20 protein-coding genes are annotated in these 24275 nt (G+C 32.3%); 8 read left to right on the top strand and 12 right to left on the bottom strand.

All coding sequences use genetic code 11. The annotated features are described in order from the left end of the window. Nucleotides 1-46: 46 nt before the first annotated feature. Together M1D64_RS02770 and M1D64_RS02765 are read right to left on the bottom strand one after the other, a co-directional pair. On the bottom strand, nt 47-1942 hold the full coding sequence (locus M1D64_RS02770; protein WP_069838162.1) for a DHA2 family efflux MFS transporter permease subunit: 1896 nt from the start codon (nt 1940-1942) through the stop codon (nt 47-49). 12 nt (nt 1943-1954) lie between these two features. Next, the gene (locus tag M1D64_RS02765; RefSeq protein WP_011302500.1) at nt 1955-2602 is read right to left on the bottom strand and encodes an HlyD family secretion protein; all 648 of its coding nucleotides are present in this window, start codon (nt 2600-2602) and stop codon (nt 1955-1957) included. Nucleotides 2603-2731: 129 nt separating this feature from the next. Here M1D64_RS02765 and M1D64_RS02760 point away from each other — a divergent pair, with 129 nt between their 5' ends. Then, a complete protein-coding gene (locus M1D64_RS02760; protein WP_037537839.1) occupies nt 2732-3280 on the top strand; it encodes a TetR/AcrR family transcriptional regulator in 549 nt (182 codons plus the stop codon). Between the two features lie 84 nt (nt 3281-3364). On the opposite strand, the gene M1D64_RS02755 is transcribed toward M1D64_RS02760, so the two are convergent. The 3 genes from M1D64_RS02755 to M1D64_RS02745 all read right to left on the bottom strand — a co-directional run bounded on the left by M1D64_RS02755 (nt 3365) and on the right by M1D64_RS02745 (nt 6926). Continuing rightward, nucleotides 3365-4588, bottom strand: a complete 1224-nt coding sequence (locus M1D64_RS02755; protein ID WP_041079179.1) for a putative multidrug effflux MFS transporter TcaB — start codon at nt 4586-4588, stop codon at nt 3365-3367. 210 nt (nt 4589-4798) lie between these two features. Beyond that, entirely contained in the window at nt 4799-6184 is a 1386-nt protein-coding gene (locus M1D64_RS02750; protein WP_480977545.1) for a TcaA NTF2-like domain-containing protein, read from the bottom strand. A gap of 277 nt (nt 6185-6461) precedes the next feature. Further along, nucleotides 6462-6926: a MarR family transcriptional regulator TcaR gene (locus M1D64_RS02745; RefSeq protein ID WP_041079181.1), complete on the bottom strand. Its 465-nt coding sequence runs from the start codon at nt 6924-6926 to the stop codon at nt 6462-6464. A 219-nt stretch (nt 6927-7145) separates the two neighbouring features. On the opposite strand from M1D64_RS02745, the gene M1D64_RS02740 reads away from it, so the two are divergent. After that, entirely contained in the window at nt 7146-8123 is a 978-nt protein-coding gene (locus M1D64_RS02740; RefSeq protein WP_081324743.1) for a YdcF family protein, read from the top strand. A gap of 186 nt (nt 8124-8309) precedes the next feature. Here the strand turns inward: M1D64_RS02740 and M1D64_RS02735 are convergent, their stop codons facing one another. Further along, on the bottom strand, nt 8310-8978 hold the full coding sequence (locus M1D64_RS02735; RefSeq protein WP_069838165.1) for an ABC transporter ATP-binding protein: 669 nt from the start codon (nt 8976-8978) through the stop codon (nt 8310-8312). After that, nucleotides 8978-10030: an ABC transporter permease gene (locus tag M1D64_RS02730; protein WP_041079185.1), complete on the bottom strand. Its 1053-nt coding sequence runs from the start codon at nt 10028-10030 to the stop codon at nt 8978-8980. The genes M1D64_RS02735 and M1D64_RS02730 overlap by 1 nt, the downstream gene beginning before the upstream one ends. A gap of 154 nt (nt 10031-10184) precedes the next feature. Here M1D64_RS02730 and M1D64_RS02725 point away from each other — a divergent pair, with 154 nt between their 5' ends. Both M1D64_RS02725 and M1D64_RS02720 read left to right on the top strand, forming a co-directional pair. After that, nucleotides 10185-10859, top strand: coding sequence for a response regulator transcription factor (locus tag M1D64_RS02725; RefSeq protein ID WP_002482492.1), 675 nt, complete (start codon nt 10185-10187; stop codon nt 10857-10859). Then, nucleotides 10852-12234, top strand: coding sequence for a HAMP domain-containing sensor histidine kinase (locus M1D64_RS02720; protein WP_069838166.1), 1383 nt, complete (start codon nt 10852-10854; stop codon nt 12232-12234). Before M1D64_RS02725 ends, M1D64_RS02720 begins: the two co-directional genes overlap by 8 nt. A gap of 164 nt (nt 12235-12398) precedes the next feature. Here the strand turns inward: M1D64_RS02720 and mqo are convergent, their stop codons facing one another. Continuing rightward, the gene (gene mqo, locus M1D64_RS02715) at nt 12399-13877 is read right to left on the bottom strand and encodes a malate dehydrogenase (quinone) (RefSeq protein ID WP_069838167.1); all 1479 of its coding nucleotides are present in this window, start codon (nt 13875-13877) and stop codon (nt 12399-12401) included. A gap of 392 nt (nt 13878-14269) precedes the next feature. On the opposite strand from mqo, the gene M1D64_RS02710 reads away from it, so the two are divergent. Continuing rightward, entirely contained in the window at nt 14270-15418 is a 1149-nt protein-coding gene (locus M1D64_RS02710; RefSeq protein WP_037537812.1) for a glycosyltransferase family 4 protein, read from the top strand. A gap of 148 nt (nt 15419-15566) precedes the next feature. Here the strand turns inward: M1D64_RS02710 and M1D64_RS02705 are convergent, their stop codons facing one another. Next, nucleotides 15567-17168 carry an L-lactate permease gene (locus M1D64_RS02705; RefSeq protein WP_011302489.1) on the bottom strand — a complete coding sequence of 534 codons (1602 nt, stop codon included), beginning with the start codon at nt 17166-17168 and terminating at the stop codon, nt 15567-15569. A gap of 297 nt (nt 17169-17465) precedes the next feature. On the opposite strand from M1D64_RS02705, the gene M1D64_RS02700 reads away from it, so the two are divergent. Continuing rightward, nucleotides 17466-19154, top strand: coding sequence for a CDP-glycerol glycerophosphotransferase family protein (locus M1D64_RS02700; RefSeq protein WP_115338409.1), 1689 nt, complete (start codon nt 17466-17468; stop codon nt 19152-19154). Nucleotides 19155-19245: 91 nt separating this feature from the next. On the opposite strand, the gene M1D64_RS02695 is transcribed toward M1D64_RS02700, so the two are convergent. Both M1D64_RS02695 and M1D64_RS02690 read right to left on the bottom strand, forming a co-directional pair. Then, a complete protein-coding gene (locus tag M1D64_RS02695; protein WP_069821551.1) occupies nt 19246-20070 on the bottom strand; it encodes a hypothetical protein in 825 nt (274 codons plus the stop codon). 251 nt (nt 20071-20321) lie between these two features. Next, the gene (locus M1D64_RS02690; protein WP_115338408.1) at nt 20322-20840 is read right to left on the bottom strand and encodes a GNAT family N-acetyltransferase; all 519 of its coding nucleotides are present in this window, start codon (nt 20838-20840) and stop codon (nt 20322-20324) included. Nucleotides 20841-21112: 272 nt separating this feature from the next. Between M1D64_RS02690 and M1D64_RS02685 the strand changes: the two genes are divergently transcribed. Together M1D64_RS02685 and glcP are read left to right on the top strand one after the other, a co-directional pair. Further along, on the top strand, nt 21113-22102 hold the full coding sequence (locus tag M1D64_RS02685; protein ID WP_002482484.1) for an acrylyl-CoA reductase family protein: 990 nt from the start codon (nt 21113-21115) through the stop codon (nt 22100-22102). A gap of 210 nt (nt 22103-22312) precedes the next feature. Further along, nucleotides 22313-23677, top strand: coding sequence for a glucose transporter GlcP (gene glcP, locus M1D64_RS02680; protein WP_002482483.1), 1365 nt, complete (start codon nt 22313-22315; stop codon nt 23675-23677). Between the two features lie 77 nt (nt 23678-23754). On the opposite strand, the gene M1D64_RS02675 is transcribed toward glcP, so the two are convergent. Further along, nucleotides 23755-24156 carry a GNAT family N-acetyltransferase gene (locus M1D64_RS02675; protein ID WP_037537807.1) on the bottom strand — a complete coding sequence of 134 codons (402 nt, stop codon included), beginning with the start codon at nt 24154-24156 and terminating at the stop codon, nt 23755-23757. Between the last annotated feature and the right edge of the window lie 119 nt (nt 24157-24275).

Genomic DNA, 24275 nt, shown 5'->3' with positions numbered 1-24275 from the left:
AACATTTAAGTTGGAGGCGGCTTTTATGTTAATCAAAAAATATGATTTAATTTTCTTTAGACATATAGTGATCTTTACCTTTTAAGAATAAACTTAAAATAAATGCAAGTGCACTTAGCGCTGTTGCAATTAAGAATGCACTATTGACACCATTGATAGAAGCTAGTTTTTGAACAAATTCTAGCACTTGTGAAGTTGCCATTTGTTCGCCGCCTAACGCTTGCGCCATTTCTTGTAAACGATCTTTAATAAATGGGTTCGTTTTATCTAAATCTTGTGCGTAACCTGCAGCATATTGCGTTGTTTGTGTAGACATCACTGTCACTAATAACGCCGTACCAATTGAACCTGCAAGTTGTCTTAATGTATTTGATAAGGCATTACCATGTGCAATTAATCTCTGTGGTAATGCATTCATACCAGCTGTCATAATTGGCATCATAATAAAACTCATACCAAAAGAACGAATAATATAAATAAGCATTAAATGACCATAAGTCGTATTCATATTTAATTTCGTTAATTCCCAAGTAGCATAAGTCATGATTGCAGTACCTACTAATGCCAATGGTTTGATACCAATTGTGTCTAATAATTTACCAGCAATTGGACCCATAACACCCATAATCAAGGCACCAGGTAGTAATAACAGACCTGATTGAATTGGGGTAAAGCCTCTTAAGTTTTGCAAGTAAAGTGGTAAAAGAATCATACCACCAAATAAACTCATTGTAACGATCATATTGATGACTGTTGTTAACGTAAATCCTGAGTATTTTAATACTTCCATACTTAACATAGGCACACGCATTGTAAGTTCTCTGATGACAAATGCAATAATAAAGATAACACCTAATATTAAGGAAATGACTACGATAGGTGAACTCCAACTATTGTTACCTGCTTCACTGAATCCGTAAAGTAACGCACCGAAACCAATCGTACTAAAGATAATTCCTGGTACATCGGCTTTTGGATTTGTTGTTACTTGATATACTCTAAACCAAATATAAGCAATGGCTAAAGATACCAAACCAATGATGAACATACCATAGAACATAACATTCCAATGATAATTTTCAACAATATAACCAGATAATGTTGGACCAATCGCTGGTGCTAAAATCATAGCGATACCAAGCGTACCCATCGCTGCCCCACGTCTTTCAGGTGGGAAAATTGTCATAAATACATTTGTACCTAACGGCATTAATATACCGGCACCAATAGCTTGTAATACACGACCTACCATCATGATTGTAAATGATTCAGACAGTCCACAGACTAAAGAACCAATCGTAAATAATGTCATCGCAACTAAGAATAGCTTACGATACGAATATTTATTAAATAAGTAGGCGCTGACTGGAATTAAGATACCATTTACTAGCATAAATCCTGTCATTAGCCATTGACCCGTATTAGCTGAAATATTGAAATCTGTGTTTATCTTCGGTAACGCTACATTAAGTAAAGTTTGGTTTAATATAGCTATAAACATACCAAAGATCATCGCAATTAATACTTTACCTTGGGTCGTACCTTTACCAAACATAAATGTACTATGCTTTTCTTTTAATTTTTCATTTACTTTAGCTTCTTCTGAATTAGGATTGATCGCTTCATGATCTGAATCATCTTGTTGTTCTACTTCTGTATCATTGATATCAGTAGAAAATGTGTTTAATTCATCATTCTCATCATTATTTTCACGATCATCTTCGTTCGTTGCTTTTGACTCCTTGGATGATTCCTGAGAATCTTCCGTATCGTTCACTTTAAATTTAGATTGATAATTTTCATTAGAAACATGACTTTCATGCTTTGTTTGTTCCACTTGTTGATTTACTTTATTATGTTTTCTTTTAGTTAGAAAAACATTAAGTAACCCAACTAAAATGAGCGCTATGACTACGTAAATTATAATGAAGGTCATTGTCATTTAAAGACCCCCTTAATTTTTATGAATTTTAACTTCAGCGTTCATTCCTGGAACAACATTTTTAGATGGTTTTGAATCGAGTGAAATTTTCACAGGTACAACTTGAGATACTTTTGTATAATTACCATCAGTGTTTGATGAAGGCATCATTGAGAAACTTGAAGCTGTAGCTTTACCAACTTCTTCTACTTTACCTTTAAGTTCAGCGTCTTCGCCGTCAAGTTTTACATTTACATCTTTGCCTTCTTCAACATCTGCAATATCTTTTTCATCAACATTTGCAGTAATGTAAGAATCATCTAAATTATAAGCATAAGCAATTGGAGTCCCTGCTTGCGCCATTGAACCTTCCATACCATCTGTTTTTACGATTGTACCATCTTGTGGCATTTTAACGTCCATGTTTTGTGATTGGCCATCTTCACCTTTAGCTGCAATTTCTGCAACTTTATCACCTTTATTTAATTTTTCATTGTTTTTTACATCGAATGATTTGATTTCACCTGATGCTGGTGCAGATATTTTAATTTGTTCTCCATCTACTTTCGCATTATCAGTACTTACAAATCCTGTAGCTTGATTATAAAAATGGAAACCGACTACTCCTATAATCACAAGAACTACAATGGTAACGATGTTGATTAATACCATTTTTTTCATTACTCTTTCCTCCTATTTGCTTTTAAAATTCACTTTATATATTATAGATACATAACATTTAAAAAAACACCGACACTTCTATAAAATGTGTCGGGTAAGTTATTGTATGCAATTTTTGAAGGAGATAAAATGAAACAGAAAGCTAAAGAAAAAATTATTCGAAATATGATTACTTTGCTAGAAGAACATCCTTTTGAAGACATTACTATTAAAATGATCTGTGCTTATAGTGGCATTAATCGAACGACCTTCTACGATTACTTTGTAGATAAGTATGATCTTTTATCTACGATTCAAACATATCATCTTCAAAAATATAAAAAATTATTAAATGCACTATACTTCAGTTTCGATAAAAATGAAATTAATCATTTTAAACTCTATCAATTTTTCAAAGTCATATTAACTTATATTAAACGTCACTATGGATTTTTCCATGCCATATTTGTCTCACACCCTAATCGAGATTTGTTTACGGATTATGTAAAAATCACTAAAGAGACGTATACGAATATGCTTGTCGATTACACGACAATATTGAAGAAAAAACAATTTGTCACATATGCTATTGGCGGACAAATTGGTATTATATACTTTTGGATACGTGAAGAGTGTATCGAAACACCTAATGAACTGGCACAAATTTTACTAGCAAACGCTATAAAACTTAGACGCTAATATCATATGAGTTATTGCGCATAAGCATAACATTTTAAAATAATTAAAGCGGTCGAGACATGATACGTGTCTCGACCGCTTTAATTATTCAATACTATTTTTAGATGGTATATACTTAAACACAAAATAATTGATACATTGCAAAATAATGAGCAAAATACCAGCTATCATAATAATGGTAATATATGGTATATAACTGTCTTCACCCATCATGCCGACTAAAGGCGAAACAAGTCCACCTAATAAGGATTGAACTAATCCTAATAAACTAGATGCACTGCCGTTACCACCAGTGCGTTCATCCATTGCAATTGAAAAGCCTAATGTCGCCACACCAGTAACTGGTGCTACGAGAATAACAAAACCAATAAATAACAACCACATTGATAAATGCATGACTAGCGTCATCGATACGACTGCTACACCAATAATTTGTATTATGGTTAAAATTCTTAACAAAGTTAGTCGATCTATATAATCAACCATTTTACCAGTCAATTGGCTAGAAATAATCAAACTGATACCTATGACTGCAAACATAATACTAAATTGTTGCGCCGACATTTGATAAATACTTTGCGTAATAAATGGCGAAGCAGATATGTAACTAAACAACATAATAAATGTTACACCTTGAATCAACATTGGTAATACAAATCTGGGCGTAATTAATAATTGCTTGAAATTTTTAAATATACTACCAAGATGTGGACTGTCTCGTTCTTCTAATTCCAAAGATTCTGGTACTTTAAATAGTGAGCCAATGACCATTGAAACACCGAACAACGTTAAAATAACAAAGACCATACGCCAAGTAGCGAACGATAATATAACGCCACCTAGAGCAGGTGCTATGACCGGCGCTACACCATTTACTAGCATAAGTAAAGCTAAGAATTTTGTTAATTGCTTTCCACTATATAAATCACTAGATATCGCGCGTGATATAACTGCACCTGCACCGCCACAGAAACCTTGAACAAATCTTAGAGCAATCATGAGCCAAATATTATCGACGAAAATAATACCTATACTTGCCAATGTAAATAATGACATGGCTACAACAAGTGGCGTTTTTCTACCTATCGCATCAGAGATTGGACCAACAAATAAATTACCTAAAGCGAGACCAATCATAAATAGAGATAATGTTAATTGTGAATTTGAAGTTGTTGTACTAAAATCTGATTGTATTTGAGGTAAGCCAGGCAAGAACATATCAATAGATAAAGCGCCGATTGCTGTTAAAGCCCCTAAAATAATGACAAACAGTAATGATTGTTTGTGCTGCGTTTGTTTATTAGTCATTTAAGTTCTCCTAAAAATAATTCTATTCTTATCATTTTATACATATTAACACCATTATAGCTTTAACCTTCCCACTTTTAAATACTTGCTTGTATATTCATTTCTCTATACAAAAAGAACGAGGTTAAAAGCACCTCGTTCTTCCTCATTCCAATTATTTAATATTATATGGTCTTACAATAATATAGACCAATTAAATACCTTTATTAATTACTCTGAATATTTAACTACTTTTAAATTATCTGCATCTCCATCACCTTGTAATTGATAGTCAACTTCTCCATATTGACCATTCTCTTTCAAAGCTTGTCCAGTTACATAAAATGTATTACCTTGTTTAATGATTTCTGTTATTTGTGGTTGTTGTATAAAGAATAAACGGTTTGAATTCACATCACTTTTAGTCGACTTATAGTTATCTGTGTTTTTCTTCAAATAAGATGATACTAAAGAAAAATCACTTTGACTATGTGCACTATTCATCGCTGTAGTGAAATTACCGAAAAAATTAGTCACCTTATTTCTAAAGCTATTCTCTTCTTTTTCTTTTTTATCTACATAGGATTGTATTTCATCATCATCAAAATTTAATGTTACTTTTGTTTTATCTTTTAGATTATCTGTTTTCACTGTCGTTTCAGCTGACTTAAATGTTTTCTTCTTAGCTTCGCCTTCAGCAGAAACAGTAATATCATTTGTTTTTGGATATGGACCAATCTCTTTTGCTTTAGCATAATCGTAAGTTTTATCGTTGATTTTTACTTTTACAGTGTCTTTATCTATTTCTGATGCGCCACTTAATTCAACTTGAATATATGCCTCGTTAAAATCTTCGCTGACATCTATCGTTTCATTATTACTATTATTAAAATTAAACTTTAATTGACCATCAAATTGGCCATTAGCCGTTTCTTTTTTAGTTTCTAGTAAGTAATCACCTGGAATAAATTTACCTATTGCTGTCGTTTTATTTTTTTCAGCAGTGACTGTTTTTTGTTTATCATCAGATTTAAATTTATATGTCGCATCATATTTAGGTTTGACGATAGCTTCTTTAGTAGGAGCCGTAAAACTCATGTTATCAAAAATTAAATAACGTCTTCCATTTTTACTAACTCTCAATACATTTTCTCCATTTTTAGCAGTGACAAAATCCGCTTCTTTGGTCTCGCTCTCATTTAACTTCTTGATTTTTTGATTCACATCTTTTACAAAGTTGTCCATCCCAACCTCATTTTTTATATATTTAATATAAGCGGTTGCTTCTGTCTCATCCACACTATTGTTTTGTGTACTTAGGATTGTAGAAAGCTTTTGTGTATCATTATTATCGACTGCATTTATAAGCAACTCTGATTGTGCTTCAGGCGAATTGAAGTTTTTTAATAAGAAGAAAATAATAATAAGTAAGATAATGATAAAGAATGCAATTCCCCAGGGGATAATTTTACGTGCTTTTATATTTGCGCTTTTTTTATTATCTTTTAATGAACGCGTGAGTTGTTCTGAGTGATTGTCAGTGACTTCATAACCACAATGGCCACACTTACTTTGTTTATCTCTCATACTCCCCCCACATTTAGGACATTTTCGCATTTTATCACCTCTTTATCTCTAAATTCATACATCATCACATTATTTTAACACACATTAAAATGAAACCATATGTAAGCTTGCTGTTGCTACTTTAATTAATCCAATATGCAAACATAAATTGCCTATTTTATTCTACTTACCTTATTATATGTAACGCATGCTAAAAATGATATACATCGTTAGTCCAATAACACGATTAAAGTAGCATTGACACAATAACGTCAATAATCAATATTTAAGATTGCTTTTTACTCATCGTATGTTACGTCAACTAAATTTATGCGTGGTTTTTTAAATTAAAATTCTTTAGTCGACGATCAATAATCTCGAGCACATATCTCGCCTGTTCGATTTCTTCATCTGACAAATCATGCAACATGTCACTTACGATATCGTTGATGATAGATTTACTTTCTCGATTAAATTGCTTACCTTTTTCCGTTAACTTAATATATTTTAAACGCTGATCTGTATGTGCTTCGGCTTTATCCCATTCTACAACTTCAGCTTGTATCAATTTTTTTATTCTTCGACTTACTGCTGCTTTATTAACCCCTTGTTTCTCTGTAATTGCTGTCAAAGTCATTGCTTTTTCATTTTCTAACATCAAAATCACGTTAGCTTGTTCTTTTGAAATTTTATATTCTTCTCTCAATGCTTTCAGTAACTTCGCCATCAATGTATTCACATCATCAATGAACTCTCCCATAAACTCAATATGATTACCTAAATTTTTTACCATACCTGCCACCTCAATGTTCCATTAAAAATCATTTAATTTTTGTTTTTTTTATATTATGTTAATGATATCAATATTTTATTATGTATAAAAGTTAAAACTCGCAACTTATACTTATATTAATTCATATTTTTACTTGGTTACCTTAGTATTAATAATTAAATTTGCTTATTTCGAAAGATTACACTACATTTAATATACTATAAAAATCGGAAGTGAGGCATGGGTATGTTAACTTTGGCTTTATGTATTATGATATTATTTACATATTTGTGTATGTTTTTTAACTTCAAATATTCGGCACATCTTTCAATATATATTTCCCAGGTAATATTAGGTTATGTTGTCATTATTATACATATTGGTGAGCATACGCTACCTATAGATATTCTTGTTGTCATGTCCTTAGGCGCTCTATTATTACACATCAAACATAAGCATTTAATGCAAAATCGCATGAGTGCCCTTTTCTTAAAACGTCTCTATTATGTGGCTTTTAAGCTCGTTGTTTTCACGCTTGCATGCTTTTACATTAGTTTGATTCCTATTGGTATTAACGTTATCTTTCTATGGATTTCAGCTATATCTTTTAGCGCGCTTTTCACTTTTATTTGCTACATGATGTGTTCGTCGAACTTTTTAAATCTGAATATTAAACCTGACTTCAATGTCATACTTGTCCTAGGTGCTGGTATATTTACAGAAAATGTAACGCCTATGTTAGCTAGCCGTTTGGATCGTGCTTTAACTTTATATATACAACAACCAAATGCTAAGTTTATTGTGAGCGGCGGACAAGGTCCCGATGAACCCATCTCCGAAGCGCTAGCCATGAAGCGCTATTTAATACATCATGGTGTTGAATCAAATCGTATTATGTTAGAAGATCAATCCACAAGTACGTCAGAGAATATCCAATTCTCTAAATCACTCATTGAGAGCCACTTCGAATGTGTCCCTAAAATTGTCTGTGTCACAAGTCAATTTCATATTATGCGTGCTTTACGCTTTGGACAAAAATTCAATTTAAAATTAACTGGAGTTGGAAGTCATACACCTTATCATTTTTTTGAAATTGCATTAATTCGTGATTTCTTAGCATTAATGTATCAATATAAATTATTATTAACGGTTTATTTTGCAGCTTTGTTTTTCATATGCATAATCGCATATTGGTTTATTCCAAGTATCCCTTTATAACATATTTTAAATATGAACACTGTATCGCTACGCGTCATTGAGTGAATAAAAAATCTGAGACATCACTAAGTGTCTCAGATTTTTATTTATACTATTTGCGGATGTAATAAATTAAATACTTTAAGTATACATTCCGTTTTATCTTAACGCCCTATTGCATTGCATCTAAAATAACACATCTATCATTTAGGCATTGGGAATAACGCCATCATTTAATTCAATGACTTTATCAGCATATTCAAATAAACGTTTATCATGAGTGATCATGATGCCAATCATTTTTTTACTTTTAATTTGATTTTTGATCATTTCAATAACTTCCGTCGCACGTTCCGCATCTAAACTTGCAGTCGGTTCATCAGCTAAGATAATTTTAGGATGATTCATTAGTGCTCTCACAATTGCCACACGTTGTTTCTCCCCACCAGACAGCATATGAGGAAAGGCAGTCAAGCGATGGTTTAGTCCTATTTGTTTTAGTAAAGTTTCTGCCCTTTGATTAGCTTCTTTCATAGTCATTCCTGCCTCTTTACCAATCGTTGCCAATTGTGCTTTTACTTTTAAATATGGTACTAAGTGAGACGATTGAAAGATAAAGCCAATCTCATTTAACCTTAATTCTGAAGCCTTTCTATCTCTAGTAAATAAAGGTTGATTATTATACAAAATATCTCCACTACTTTGTGAAAGTAAACCACCTAAAATAGTTAATAATGTCGTTTTACCAGATCCAGATGCACCATTAAGAATAACAAATTCGCCTTCATTCACATTGAAATTGATACCTTTTAATACAGGAGTTTCTGATTGGCCATTACCAAATGATTTTTTAATATCTTTAACTTGTAAACTCATTATTCTCCACCTCCAATTGCTTCGATAGGATCTACTTTAAATAATTTGATAAATGATAATATTGCTCCAATTATAGCAACAATAATAAATACACCTACAACTAACAGTAGATTTGATGTTGTGACATGGAATGGCATAGATACTGGCATTAAGAATGACAATCCCGTAATAATAGCAACTGATATAATCACGCCTATCATCGTCGTAATTAATATTTGAATAATTAATGCACTTAATAAGTGTTTTGTTTTCATACCAATCGCTTTTAATATTCCAATTTCTGGTATTTTTTGAATTGTCATAACATAGAAGAATGCACTAAGTACAATCGCTGAAATAACAAACAAACTTACAATCATCATATTTAATGGCGCTTGTTCTGCTTGATAACTTGGAATTTCACTTGTTATGTCATTTTCTGTAAATACTTTCACGCCAGAAATATCATTCACTTTCCCTTGCTCTGATTTTGATAAATCTTTAACTGGATAAATAGTGCTAGCTTGTTTATTTAATGTGTTAAATCCATTATCACTCATCATCACAACTGAACTATGTGAATACATCGTATCATTGAGTACACCTGATACTTTTAATACTTTACCATCTTTAAGTTTAATTTTATCTCCTACGTTAATGCCATCAGCAGTAAGTTTATTATTAATTGCCACTTCATTGTCTTTAGTAGGATAATGCCCTGCTTTTAATTCAGGCTTTTCGTTTTTAACCGTATTGATCATTAAGACGTCTTCTTCATTTTTATCAATCTTTAATGTTTGAGGTGCCATTTTTAATGGTTCTTGACCTGTAATATCTTCAATTTTATTTTGTTGTTCTGGTTTAATAATCGACTTCTCAATTTGTGGTTGCTTATTATCTTGTAAAACATACTTTTCGGATTTCATGTTGTCTAACATTGAGATATTTTCTCTTGCTAATCCTTGAGCTAATCCACTTATAAATAACACCATAATACCTAACAATAATATGATGAGCATGATTAAAATATAGCGAAACTTATAATATTTGATTTCTTGCCATGCTAATTTCATTATTTCCAACTCCTTCTTTAAAACTTATATTTGGAGTTTATGCTATCAATGTGAACTCAATATGAACGCATCTAAATTATTTCATTATTATAAATTGTATCGTCGAAGTGTTACATTTATAATAATCATAATACTTAATAAGGAGACCTTGCGTATGACAACCTGTCTAATTGTCGATGATGACCCAAAAATATTAGAATATGTTTCGAAATATATTGAACGAGAGCATTTCGAAACAATTGTCCAATCTAGTGCAGAAAATGCTTTATCTTATCTTGAAACACATCAAGTTGATATTGCAATTGTAGATGTGATGATGGGAAAAATGAGTGGATTTGAATTATGTAAAATACTTAAAGAAGATTTCGATATTCCGGTCATTATGTTAACTGCACGAGATGCTTTAAGTGATAAAGAACAAGCTTATTTAACAGGTACAGACGATTATGTTACAAAACCTTTTGAAGTTAAGGAATTGATGTTCAGAATTAAAGCGGTACTTAAACGTTATAATGTTAATATAAATAACGAAGTTTCAATCGGTAATCTGACATTAAACCAATCCTATTTAGAAATTCAATCTTCATCAAAATCAATGAATTTACCTAATAAAGAATTTCAGTTACTTTTTTTACTTGCTTCTAATCCAAGGCAAGTCTTTAATCGTGATGCATTAATTGAAAAAATATGGGGCTTTGATTATGAAGGTGATGAACGTACAGTGGATGTTCATATTAAGCGTTTGAGAAAACGACTTGAAAAAATAGATGCTTCTGTAACGATTCATACTGTAAGAGGATTGGGCTATAAGGTGGATGATCATGTTTAAATCACTCTATACACGAATAGCCATTTACACTATCACTGTTATGATATTCTCTGCAGTTGCTAGTTTTCTCTGTACTAATATTATTTATCATAACTACTTAAAAGAAAATAACGACGCTAAAATCATGCGCACATTAAAGGATTCAATTCAATATCAAAAAGAATCAAGGATTGAAGCATCTGCACCCTTTTTCAAACACTTGGGAGAGATGAATTATCAAGTGATGACAATTTCTGAAGATGGCCATCGTACATATTATGGCACTGAATTCAGAAAAGATAATATTAGCAAAAAAACAGCTGAATCTGTATTACATGGTAAGGATTATCATGGTATTAAAAATTTACCCTATAATCCTATTATCACTGGTTTTTTTGAGAATACAACGAAAAATACCATTGGTATAGCTTATCAATCTAAAGGACATACATATGCTGTTTTTATGCGTCCTGACATTGGCAAAACATTTAGTGAATTTAGAATATTTCTTGCGATTCTAATCACATTATTACTACTTTTCTCAATTATATTGGTTATTTCATCTACTTATGCGATTATCAAACCGATACAACAGTTGAAACGTGCTACAGAACGATTGATGCATGGTAACTTTGATGAGGTCATTCATGTAACACGTAAAGATGAATTTGGTACATTACAATATCGTTTTGATAAAATGCGCCTATCTCTCAAACAATTAGACGATATGAGACAACATTTTGTTCAAAATGTATCGCATGAAATTAAAACACCGCTAACTCATATTCATCATCTACTTGATTTATTAAAGTTTGCTAAAACGGATAATGCACGTGAGCAATATATTGAAGAAATATATGAAGTCACAACACAACTTAGTGAATTAACAAAAGCATTGTTACTGTTATCAGAGATAGATAATGGCGCGCATTTAGACTTTGATGATGATATTCAATTAAATCAGTTGATTAAAAAAATAATTAGACATGAGCAATTTTCTGCCAATGAAAAAGATTTAATTTTAATGTCAGACTTAGAAACAATTAGTATGAATGGTAACGAACGTTTATTACATCAAGCCTTTCAAAATTTGATTACCAATGCGATAAAATACTCAACAACGGGTGGCATGGTTGACGTCACACTTTCACAAAACTTAGAGACAATTACATGTACAATTACAGATGACGGCCAAGGCATGTCAGCCGAAACACAAGCTCGTATATTTGAACGATTCTACAAGTCAAGTAATCATGATAATAGTAATGGCCTCGGTTTAGCGATAGCAAAAGCAATATTTGAACTGCACCATGGCACAATAACGGTAGATAGTGAAAAAAATGCTGGAACGACCTTTAAAATCACATTCAAAAAGGTGCCTAAGACAATAAGTTAATTCGATAAAACGATGCCCTACATTTACAACCCATACAATGAATTAGGCCGAGACACATTTTGATGTCTCGGCCTAATTTAATATGAATAAAAGATATACAATGCACAATTTCTACTTCATTAGTTCATGGCTTATTTATTTGTCATCCTTAATCACCAATAACTCTAGTTAATTTTAAGATATTTCGTAATCTCTTTGTTTAATTGCGTATAAAGTGCTTCATTCTCAGATAATTTCATACCGAAAGAAGGAACCATTTCTTTAATTTTTTCTTCCCAACCTTCAAATTCATCTCTATAGCAACGTTTCAATAAATCTAACATAATATCTACCGCCGTAGAAGCGCCAGGTGAAGCACCAAGTAATGCAGATAATGAGCCATCTTCAGAAGTGATGACTTCTGTACCGAATTGTAAGGTACCTTTACCTTGATCAGTATCTTTGATTACTTGTACTCTTTGTCCTGCAACAACAACTTCCCAATCCTCACTCTTTGCGTTCGGTACAAATTGACGTAAATCTTCCATACGTTCTTCGTTGGATAAGGTAAGTTGTGAAATAAGATATTTCGTTAAATTCATCTCTTTAATTCCCGCAGAAAGCATGGTAATTATGTTATTAGGTTTAACAGACTTGATTAAATCCATATTTGAACCTGTTTTTAAAAACTTCGGTGAAAAACCAGCAAAAGGTCCAAATAAAATTGTGCGTTTACCATCTATATAGCGTGTATCTAAATGTGGTACAGACATTGGCGGCGCGCCGACTGGTGCCTTACCGTATACTTTAGCTAAATGTTTTTTGGTAATCGCTTCATCTCTACACACTAAGAAGAGCCCACTAACTGGGAATCCTCCTATATGTTTAGATTCTTTGATGCCTGTTTTTTGTAATAATGGTAAACTTGCGCCACCTGCACCGATAAATACAAAGTCGCTTTCTACAATTTCTATAGTGTTTGTATCAAGATTTTTAACTTTCACTTCCCAAACACCGTCTTTACGCTGTTTAATGTCTTCAACTTCGTGTTTATAATTTAATGCTACATCTTTATCTTCTAAATTTTCAAATAATTTTTTAGTCAATGCACTGAAGTTAACATCTGTACCTGTTTTATCATAACTAATCGCCATGGGGATATTAGACGTACGTCCTTCCATAATTAAAGGCGTCCATTCAGTTATCTTATCTTTATCGTCCGTGATTTCCATATTACTAAATAAAATGTTTTTATTTAGTCTTTCTACACGCCTTTTCAAAAAGTCTACATTTTTAATCCCTTGAACAAAGCTCATGTGAGGCACTGGTTTAATAAATGCTTCTGGATAATCGAGTTGCCCTTGTTTCACTAGATAGCTCCAAAACTGTTTGGAAACTTGAAATTGTTCATTGATTTTAACCGCTTTTTTGATATCAATTGTGCCGTCTTTATTTTCGCTCGTATAGTTCAATTCACATAATGCAGAGTGCCCTGTGCCCGCATTATTCCACGCATTCGAACTTTCTTCAGCAGGTGTTGATAACCTTTCATACATCTTAATTTCTTTCTCAGGAGCGATTTCTTTTAAAATCGTCCCTAGTGTTGCGCTCATGATACCGCCACCAATTAAGATGACATCTGTTTTGCTATGTTGTGTACTCATAACAAATACAGTCCCCCTTTTATATGTGTTTAATAGAAACGTTATCTTTACTTTTATAATACGTTCACTAATTTAGTAAAGCGTTTTCTATAACTTAAAAATAAAAAATTCGTCTTATTGCCATTTATGTATTTAACGCAATAACACAATTACTTCATACCTCTCTAATTATATACGTAATTATCGCATGAAAAAAGGGGTTTCAGTAATTTTACACAAATTTTGTTAATAAGTGTTAACTAGAATATATCATATTTTGATGATTATACTTATTAAAACGAGGTATACTTTATTTATCACAACGTTTTATAAACAAAGAAAATAAAGAAATCCACCACACATTTCGTGATATAATGGATTTCAATTTAAGTAAAGTACGCTTGGAGGTTTTTATGAAATCAATCACTTTTTTTATGCATAATATTTATGCGATGGGTGGAACGGTAAAATCGATTTCCCAAATCGCTAATGTTCTAGCTGAAAAAGGACATCACGTGGAAATTATTTCCGTTTTTAAAGGAGACACATCACCTTATTTTGATATCAATCCATCCATTAAAGTTAAGCCCTTAGTTAACTACCAATTACATCCCTTTAATTTTAAAGATATCTTATTTAATCGTATTACTAAATGGACATCCTTATCGAAACCCAAGTATATTTCCCAACACGAACCTGGTCTTAATCAATTTTCACATTATATAGAAAAGAAAATGATTAAAGCAATTAAACACGTTAATACCGATGTCCTAATTGGGACACGCGCAAGTTTTAATATACTTATTGCTCAACATGCGCCTATGAAATGTGAAAAAATTGGTATGGAGCACATGAATTTTGATGCGCATCCAGAAGCATATCAACAAGAAATCATTAATGCCTATAAAAATCTAGACAAATTAACAACATTAACTGAAACTGATAAAGTAAAATATCAAGATTACATACACATCCCTACTTTTGTAATCCCAAATATTATCAATGAAACACGCTTACAAGAACAAAAAGTTAAAAATATTAGTGCCGCCGGACGTTTAGAATACGAAAAAGGCTTTGATTTATTGATTGACAGTATTAATCTAATTCAAGAAAATATGAGGCAATTTGGATATCAGGTCCACATATATGGTGATGGTAAAGAACGAGACAACTTATCCAAGTTGATTCGTAAAAATAACTTAGAGGATATTGTTTTTCTTCAAGGCGCAACACATCAATTAAATGAAAAATTAGCTAAAAGCGAACTGACAGTTATTCCATCCCGCAATGAAGGGTTTGGCATGGTTATATTAGAAGCAATGAATCAAGGCAGTGTCGTAGTAAGCTTTGACGGAAATGCTGGTCCTGAATCAATTATTCAAAATAATGTAAATGGCTATTTAATTGAACATGGCAATGTAGACGCTTTAGCAAACAAACTACGCCGTCTCATTAACCAAGAATTTAAGGATCAAGTTATTATCGAAAATGGTTATCAAACGGTTGAGACTTATGGGCCAAATGCAATCTATCTTTCTTTTAGACATATGCTTGATACTTAGACATTAGATAAACCGACAATCATAGGATTTTCACCTTACACAATGCAAAAACGCCTACAAAGTAGACATACATATGACTACTTTGTAGGCGTTTGTTTTATAATAAGCTATTAAAAATAAATCCATTTGAAATTAATATCTGTTTTTTCTATATAAATATATTTAATAAGAAAGTCCAAATACATACGAAAACCAGTAAAGCCACACTATAACGAAGTGTCATTTTAAGTAATTCTGATTCTTTACCTACTTGTTGTACAGAGGCTGTTGCAATAGCGATTGATTGAGGTGAAATTAATTTTGCTGCAACACCACCCACGGTATTTGCAGAAACAAGTAACGCACCACTTGCACCAATATTGCTTGCTACCGCGGCTTGAATTGGCGCAAATAAAGTATTGTTATTCGTAACTGAACCAGTTAAGAATACACCAATCCAACCTAAAATTGGTGATAATAATGGGAAAATACTACCTGTTTTCGCAATTCCCTCACCTACTGCATTACTCAAACCTGCATAAGTCATTAATTTAGAAATAACTAAAATAAAACAAATCGTAATGATTGGTAACCATAACTCTTTAAATGCGTTCTTGAATAAACGCACACCATCTTTAAAATGTACTTTATTGGACATCAAAATTGTAATAACAATAACGATTAAAATAGCTGTTCCTGTTTGACCTATGATGTTTAACGGTAATGTGATCGCCTTATTAGCGATTTCACTATATGTACCTGGTAGTGCAATGTTGAACACGAATGATTCTAGCGCACCACCTGGAACAAACAACGCTTTAAAGAAAGATGCACTCCAAATCATTACAACTACTGTTAAAATGACGAATGGACTCCATGCATAAATAATCTCTTTAGGTTGATGTTTGCTGATTTTTGGAGGTTCTTCATCTTTATTAATTCTAAAGATATGTTTTGGCTGGAATTTTTTAGAAAATATTGCAAGTGCCATCATTGCACCTAATGGTGGTATGATATCTGCTAATTCTGGGCCTATAAACACCGTAATGATTGCTTGTAAAACAGTGAAAGTAATCGCAACTACAAGTATCGCTGGTAGTGTTTCTTTAATACCTTTAAATCCGTCTATAATCCATATTAATAAAAATGGAATAAGCATATTCATAAGCACAAGTGTTAAAGCAGACATAGAAGAAACTGCCATACCTGTCACACTATCGTGTAAACCTAATGTGTCTATAACTGTAACTGGTAAACCAATGGCACCAAAAGCACCTGCTGAAGCGTTTGCAATCAAACACAACATGGCAGCTTGCAATGGCGCAAATCCTAATTGTGTAAGTAATAAAGCACAAATAGCGATAGGTACACCAAATCCAGCAGCACCTTCTAAAAATCCATTAAATGCGAATCCAATTAATAGCAATTGAATACGTTGGTCCTGAGAAATGCTCGATATACTATCTTGAATCGTATCGAATTGACCAGTTTCATTCGTAATCTTATAAAGTAAAACTGCCATTACAACGATATAACCAATGGGTATAATCCCTTGGAAAAATCCTTCTACAACAGCACCTGATGCAATATTTACAGGTAGTTTAAAGAAGACGATAGCAATAATAACTGTAACAACAACAGTTGTGATTGATGCATAAATGCCTTTCATTTTAAAAATAGTTAAACATAAAAGAAATAAAACAATCGGCACTGCTGCAACAATTGATGATAACAGGACGTTATCAAAGGGGTTAAACGTATCTACAAACATTTTGACTCACTTCTACTTTCTACATATATTTATGATTGTGTATAAAAACGATTCCTTATTGTGATTTTTTTCACAATTAAATTATAGCATTTTTTCTACCAAATTCAATAAAAATTTAAAATATTATTTTTAAATGCTACAACTCATACCCTATAATTACATTTAATTTACATTGCTGTAAAGAATAAATTTAAATATAGTGAGTTTTGCTCGGGGTTTTTTATTCACGGATATCTTTTGTCTCACGTACGCAACATGGTAAAATAAGATTATTAACTATTAAGTAGAGGGATATTCATGATAAAACAAATTGAAATTACTGCAGTTCATGATTTAGAATCTGAGCTGGAGAAAGCTAGACACGAAGACTGTACACACTTTGTCTTAATAAATGACAGCATAGACATATATCAACCCATGCTTGAGGCTGTATCATTAAAACCGTGTACGATTGTAGCGGACTATACAGTGAAAAATCAATATATCAACGATTGCACATACTTCGGTAAATCAGACATTACATTTAATGATTGGATAGAAAATATTAATCATTTTCCAAATGTGATATATCATATAGAAACAACACAATCTATCTTAAATAATTACGATATTAATAATATATTCGATTTGGCTTTGATATCTTTAATGCAAGATGATGTCATAACAGATAGTCATGTCGTTTTTAACTTTAATTCTGAATTTATAACAAGTAAGCGCATTTGGCATGATATTAAAAATCTAACGCCATTAAATACTACAAAATTCAATTTAAACAAATTAGCTTATACGCATAATCACCCGTTGCCCTTTAAAAACAACGAAATATTGGCTCCTGATCAAATGCGTTTTACTGACAAATGTTTAAATCGCACGCATTTTAAATTACCACATTGGTTATTTAAAATGATTCAAAATCACTTTGTAAAGAAACACCAAAATATGAGCTATATATATGAAAAAGATAAATCAAACATTAAAGACCATATTGTATTCTTAGGTTTTGATTATGGTTTCAGAGGTAATTCTCGCTATTTGTTCAATCACTTTGCAAAACATTTTTCTAAGTTACCCATATATTTCATTACGAATGATGTAAATGGACCCAATTTTATAAAACCAGATGACCCTAAAACCAAGTCTCTCATAGAAAGTGCCCAGGTTGTTATTTTGGAAAGCTATATTCCAGACAATTTAAAACCAAATGGTACCATTATCCAACTATGGCATGGCACACCTATAAAAAAATTGTTTTTAGACAGTATGGAACCGACGCAAAATCTTAACATTTACAATTATCGAGCACGTAAATATAATAAATGGTTACAGCAAGATTATTTTATCAGTGACTGTGCCCCAATTATTGAACACTTTAAATCTGCTTTTCCACAACAACAAACTCATATTTTAAATTGTGGCTATCCAAGAGTTAGATATTTAATGGACAAACAATCTGATAAACATTATATTTCTTTCATCAAACAAGAACTTAAATTGAATCCTGACAAAGAAACACTATTATATGTTCCAACTTGGCACTCACATTTTGATGAAGTTGATTTATTGCCTATAAGTGACGGGTTACTTAACAAATATAATGTGATATTCAAAGGACATATTGAAGATCAATCAGATTATATGCCTGAAAATGCAATCATTGCACCTACGCATATTGAAGTTCAAGATTTATTGTTAGTATCTGATATTGTATTGACTGATTATTCATCGATTATATTTGATGCCCTATCGATAGATAAAGTTGTATGTCAATATACACCAGATCATGAAAAATATGTAACAGAACGTGGTGTATATGATGACGTGATGCACGCATTATCAACTGTACGTTATAGTGATTCAAAAGCATTGTTAAATGATTTAATCAGTCATCAAATGAAAGATGTTCATCATACTGAATTTATTAATAAAGATAATCATGCCTTTGAAACAATTTCTCACATCATTCATAAATGTATTAAATCTAAGTAATTGAGACTATGTCATAACTAAATAACAAACAAAAAAGTGAGCCAGACTTCATTAAAAGACTGGCTCACTTTTTCTAAACCTAAATTCAATATTATTGTTGATAAGCAGGGTCCACTACTCTAACAGTACCTTGTTGATCAACTGTAGCTATTGTATATGTTCCAGGTTGCGCTTGATTTTGGAAACTGAAGATATAGCTATAATTTCCTTCGCTACCTTCAATTGCATAATCATTATATGGATTAGATTGTCCATTTAAACCATTCACTTCAGTTGTAGCATTATCTAAAGCATTTTGGAAATTCGGTAAGTTTTGTAATGCAGCTTGTGAATCAGGTGTACCAGATGTAATATTTTGTGCTACTGGCACTGCATTTTGACCTTGATACGGCGCTACGTATTGCGATGTGTTGGCACTAGAAGCACCATTATTTGCATCTGCACTTGCATTATCATTTGAATTACTACCATTAGTATCATTCATAGTACCATTCTCGTTGCCATTACTTTCTGAAGATGTGGCATTGTTAGCATTGTCATTGTTTCCTGATGCATTATCTCCATCAGCATTTGAACTTGAGCCATCACTATTTGCGTTACTGTCATTGTTACTTGATGAACTATCTGAAACTGACGCATTATCCGAGCTGTTTTCATCATCTCCATTATTGCGATCACTTGAACTACTGTCATCAGATTTACTATCTGAATTTTTGTCTGAATCTGAATTGTTATCTTTGTCTTTATCAGAATCATTGTTCTTTTTGTCATCGTTCTTAGAATCTTTGGACTTATCCTCAGAAGATTGATTGTCTTTTGAACTATCATCCTTTTTACTGCTGTCATCATCACTACCATTTGAACAAGCAACTAGTGCTAATGATAATGTCAAAAACCCTGCTAATAATTTTTTCATATATGAAAACCTCCTTGAATTTATAATACTCATGACCCAAAGGTTACTTAGTATGTATCACGCTACCATTTAGGGTTGATGAGAATTATTATGTTATTCACTATAAATTCAAAAATGAACATCTTTCATCAAAATTCTTTCAAAAGAAAATATAAATTTAACAAAATCAAAAGAATTTTTAAGTTTATATTGATAGATTACACATCTTCGACAATTTAAATCGTTACACATGTCAAATTAACATACCTAGGTCAGATGTCTCTCTCCATTATCAAGTCGGTATCTACAACATTCCCTGTATAAAATTGATGTTCACCTGTCACCGACAATCCTTGCTTTTTATAAAAATTAAAAGCCTGTGCATTATGTTCCCACACGCCTAACCATATTTTCTTTTTATTTAATTCACGCGCTTTCGCAGTGGCAAACTCAATTACTTGTTTGCCCCGCCCACCACCTTGGGCATGTGGTAAAAAGTAGATACGTTGAATCTCAAGATACGCATCCCCCTTTGGTTCAGTTTGTGCTTCATTAATGTTTAATTTAAAATATCCAACAATGTCGCGATTTTCCTTATAGAAATAAGTGAATGAATTGTCATCTTTTAACTCTTGTAGTAATTGATCTTCTGCATAAGCCTCATCAAAGTATGCGTCGAAATCTTCATCTGTATATTCACCATGCTTAAACGTCGTCCTAAACGTAGTGATACTTAATTCTCTTAATACTTTAACTTCATCTAGTTTAACCATTTCTATAGATTGATCCATTCCGCTTTCACCCCACATTATATTTTATTGTCATTATACTAAAGTCGAAGACAGGTTACTATTTTAAAAAGCACCTGACTCAGTTCTAACTTATTCACTTTGTATAGAATAAATCTACGAATTTTATGTAATTTAAAAGTTTTTTTAAATTAAAACGCTTTCTTATAAATACTCTAGGTTTGGCTTATTGTGTAATATTCAATTACATGATAAAGTAGGTCTTGTTTTTTAATTCTTCGTAATTTTTATACATAAGGGAGTGCCATTCAGTAATGACTAACACATTCAAAGCCTTTGTAGTCGATGAACAAGACGGCAAAGTCGTGAATCAATATAAAGATATTTCAGTAGATGATCTACCAGAAGGCGATGTACTTATTAAAGTAAAATATTCTGGAATCAATTATAAAGATGCGCTTGCTACAGTAGAAAATTCAAAAATTGTTTCTTCTTATCCAATGATTCCAGGTATTGATTTAGCTGGTGTTGTAGAACATTCAGATACACATGCTTTCGAAAAAGGCGATGAAGTCATCGTTACGGGTTATGACTTAGGGACTAGCCATTTTGGTGGTTTTAGTGAATATGCACGTGTTAAAGAAGAATGGATTGTACCATTACCAAAGGATTTAACATTAGAAGAAGCAATGATTTATGGTACAGCTGGATATACAGCTGGATTAGCTATTGAAAAGTTAGAACATAACGGCCTTTCTATCGAAAAGAAAGATATACTCGTACGTGGTGCTACCGGAGGTGTTGGTACATTAGCGATTATGATGTTAGATTCAATTGGATTTGATGTTATTGCTAGTACTGGCAAAAAAGGTGCAGAGGACAAACTAAAAGCGCTTGGTGCTAAAGAAGTTATTTCCCGCATTGCTAATAGCGATCAAAAAGCACTTGGCAAACGAACTTGGCAAGGTGTCATTGACCCAGTTGGCGGAGAGAGTTTATCACAAATCGTGAAACAATTGGATTACAATGGTATGGTTGCTGTTATTGGTATGACAGCAGGTGCAAAATTTGATAGCTCAGTATTTCCATTTATCTTGAGAGGCGTAAGTATTATAGGTATTGATTCAGTTTATACTGAAATGAGACAACGCAAACATATCTGGCGCCGTTTAGCTAAAGATTTAAAACCAGATAACTTACATGATATTAAAAAAGTAATCCACTTTAATGATATTGAAGATAATATTAAACAAGTACTTGAAGATAATAATTCAGGTAGAATCGTCATTGATTTTAATGCTTAATCCTTAACATAAACCTTAATTTTCTTTTAAAAAGGAAATTAAGGTTTATTTTTTTATTGATTTAAACGCGTCCCTTTTTTATTCGTATATGAATAAAATGATATCTAATATAAATAGATATGAATAAATAAAAATCTTATATTTTAATATTTACAACCAAAATATGAAAGCGTATACTTATTGATATCGAAACTTATCAGGAGGGTTTTTATGGAAATTAAAGTAGATAAAAAACTCATCTTTTTCCTTGGTGCATTGGGAGGTTTACTCTATGGTTACGACATGGGAGTAATATCGGGTGCTCTATTATTTATAAAAGATGATATACCATTGAATAGTGTTACAGAAGGATTGGTTGTTGCATCTATGCTTGTCGGTGCCATCTTTGGTTCTGGTGCAAGTGGGCCATTATCTGACAGACTTGGCCGTAGACGTGTGGTATTTGTGATAGCTATTGTTTATATTGTTGGTGCACTTATCTTAGCATTAGCACCTTCAATGCCCGTATTAGTTATAGGTCGTTTAGTTATCGGATTGGCTGTTGGTGGCTCTACTGCCATTGTTCCAGTTTATTTATCTGAAATGGCACCTACGGAACAACGTGGTTCTTTAAGTTCTTTAAACCAATTAATGATTACGATTGGTATCTTATCTTCATATTTAATCAACTATGCTTTCACACCTATCGAAGGTTGGAGATGGATGTTAGGTCTTGCAGTTGTACCGTCACTTATTTTATTAATTGGTGTCGCATTTATGCCTGAAAGTCCTAGATGGTTACTTGAACATAGAAGTGAAAAAGCAGCACGTGATGTTATGAAATTAACATTTAAGGACAGCGAAATCGATAAAGAAATCGCAGATATGAAAGAAATTAATAGTATCTCTGAAAGTACATGGAATGTTTTAAAATCACCATGGTTACGTCCAACACTGATTATTGGTTGTATATTTGCTTTGCTACAACAGATTATCGGTATTAACGCCATTATATATTATGCACCTTCTATCTTTAGTAAAGCAGGATTAGGCGATGCTACTTCTATTTTAGGTACTGTTGGTATTGGTACTGTGAACGTTATCATTACGATTGTTGCAATTATGATTATTGATAAAATTGATCGTAAACGCTTATTAGTCATTGGTAATATTGGCATGGTTGCTTCATTACTTATTATGGCCGTATTAATTTGGACAATTGGTATTCAATCTTCTGCTTGGATTATCGTGGCTTGTTTAACGTTATTCATTATATTCTTTGGTTTTACTTGGGGACCTGTATTATGGGTAATGTTACCAGAGTTATTCCCTATGCGTGCACGTGGTGCCGCAACGGGTGCCGCAGCATTAGTATTGTCAATCGGAAGTTTATTAGTTGCTCAATTCTTCCCAATATTGACTGAAGTCTTACCTGTAGAACAAGTATTTTTAATTTTTGCAGTGATCGGGATTTGTGCACTAATATTTGTCATCAAATACTTACCTGAAACACGTGGTCGTAGTTTAGAAGAAATTGAAGCTGATTTACGTTCTAGAACAAATGCCACAGATGCAAATATTCATGAATCAAAATAATTTATAAACTGACACACATAAGGGTGAATCGCCATAATGCGACTCACCCTTTTTTATTTTTTATTGCCATACTATGCTTAAAATTTGATATACATACCACAAGAATGAGGTTCTGTAGTGATAAATCCATATTGTGCGTAAAATTGATCTGCTGGATAATCAGCCATTAAACTAACATAAGTACCTTCTTCAGCTTCATTTTCTACATATGACATGATATGCGACATAATCGTTTTACCATAACCTTGTCCTTGAAACTCAGGGTTTACAGCAATATCAATAATTTGAAATGCTGTACCACCATCACCGATGACACGTCCCATACCTATCAAGTCTGTTCCATGATATATGGTCACATTAAAACATGCATTGCTAATGCCCTTTTCCGCAGCTTTTTGTGATTTCTCACTTAACCCTGCTACTTTTCGCAAATTTCTATAATCAACTACACTAGGTGCTTCATGCTTTATCTCTATCATCGTGCCACATCTCCTATAACTTATGTTTTCTATATTATGATATAGTCTGTAATAATTCTCAAACTATCCTTCATATAAATAATGCTTTTTGTATAAAAAAATCGACAACGGTTTTTCCG

The organism is Staphylococcus sp. Z5-21 (assembly GCF_056529615.1).
Note: the sequence above shows the minus strand (reverse complement) of the source record. Positions and strands in the feature narration are given on the sequence as shown.

What these genes read in the sequence shown, in the direction of transcription:
- M1D64_RS02695 (WP_069821551.1), bottom strand. Translation starts at nt 20,070, where the DNA reads ATGAAAAAATTATTAGCAGGGTTTTTGACATTATCATTAGCACTAGTT.
- M1D64_RS02705 (WP_011302489.1), bottom strand. Translation starts at nt 17,168, where the DNA reads ATGTTTGTAGATACGTTTAACCCCTTTGATAACGTCCTGTTATCATCA.
- M1D64_RS02750 (WP_480977545.1), bottom strand. Translation starts at nt 6,184, where the DNA reads ATGCGAAAATGTCCTAAATGTGGGGGGAGTATGAGAGATAAACAAAGT.
- M1D64_RS02725 (WP_002482492.1), top strand. Translation starts at nt 10,185, where the DNA reads ATGACAACCTGTCTAATTGTCGATGATGACCCAAAAATATTAGAATAT.
- M1D64_RS02740 (WP_081324743.1), top strand. Translation starts at nt 7,146, where the DNA reads ATGGGTATGTTAACTTTGGCTTTATGTATTATGATATTATTTACATAT.
- M1D64_RS02720 (WP_069838166.1), top strand. Translation starts at nt 10,852, where the DNA reads ATGTTTAAATCACTCTATACACGAATAGCCATTTACACTATCACTGTT.
- glcP (WP_002482483.1), top strand. Translation starts at nt 22,313, where the DNA reads ATGGAAATTAAAGTAGATAAAAAACTCATCTTTTTCCTTGGTGCATTG.
- M1D64_RS02685 (WP_002482484.1), top strand. Translation starts at nt 21,113, where the DNA reads ATGACTAACACATTCAAAGCCTTTGTAGTCGATGAACAAGACGGCAAA.
- M1D64_RS02760 (WP_037537839.1), top strand. Translation starts at nt 2,732, where the DNA reads ATGAAACAGAAAGCTAAAGAAAAAATTATTCGAAATATGATTACTTTG.
- M1D64_RS02700 (WP_115338409.1), top strand. Translation starts at nt 17,466, where the DNA reads ATGATAAAACAAATTGAAATTACTGCAGTTCATGATTTAGAATCTGAG.
- M1D64_RS02770 (WP_069838162.1), bottom strand. Translation starts at nt 1,942, where the DNA reads ATGACAATGACCTTCATTATAATTTACGTAGTCATAGCGCTCATTTTA.
- mqo (WP_069838167.1), bottom strand. Translation starts at nt 13,877, where the DNA reads ATGAGTACACAACATAGCAAAACAGATGTCATCTTAATTGGTGGCGGT.
- M1D64_RS02745 (WP_041079181.1), bottom strand. Translation starts at nt 6,926, where the DNA reads ATGGTAAAAAATTTAGGTAATCATATTGAGTTTATGGGAGAGTTCATT.
- M1D64_RS02730 (WP_041079185.1), bottom strand. Translation starts at nt 10,030, where the DNA reads ATGAAATTAGCATGGCAAGAAATCAAATATTATAAGTTTCGCTATATT.
- M1D64_RS02755 (WP_041079179.1), bottom strand. Translation starts at nt 4,588, where the DNA reads ATGACTAATAAACAAACGCAGCACAAACAATCATTACTGTTTGTCATT.
- M1D64_RS02690 (WP_115338408.1), bottom strand. Translation starts at nt 20,840, where the DNA reads ATGGATCAATCTATAGAAATGGTTAAACTAGATGAAGTTAAAGTATTA.
- M1D64_RS02710 (WP_037537812.1), top strand. Translation starts at nt 14,270, where the DNA reads ATGAAATCAATCACTTTTTTTATGCATAATATTTATGCGATGGGTGGA.
- M1D64_RS02735 (WP_069838165.1), bottom strand. Translation starts at nt 8,978, where the DNA reads ATGAGTTTACAAGTTAAAGATATTAAAAAATCATTTGGTAATGGCCAA.
- M1D64_RS02675 (WP_037537807.1), bottom strand. Translation starts at nt 24,156, where the DNA reads ATGATAGAGATAAAGCATGAAGCACCTAGTGTAGTTGATTATAGAAAT.
- M1D64_RS02765 (WP_011302500.1), bottom strand. Translation starts at nt 2,602, where the DNA reads ATGAAAAAAATGGTATTAATCAACATCGTTACCATTGTAGTTCTTGTG.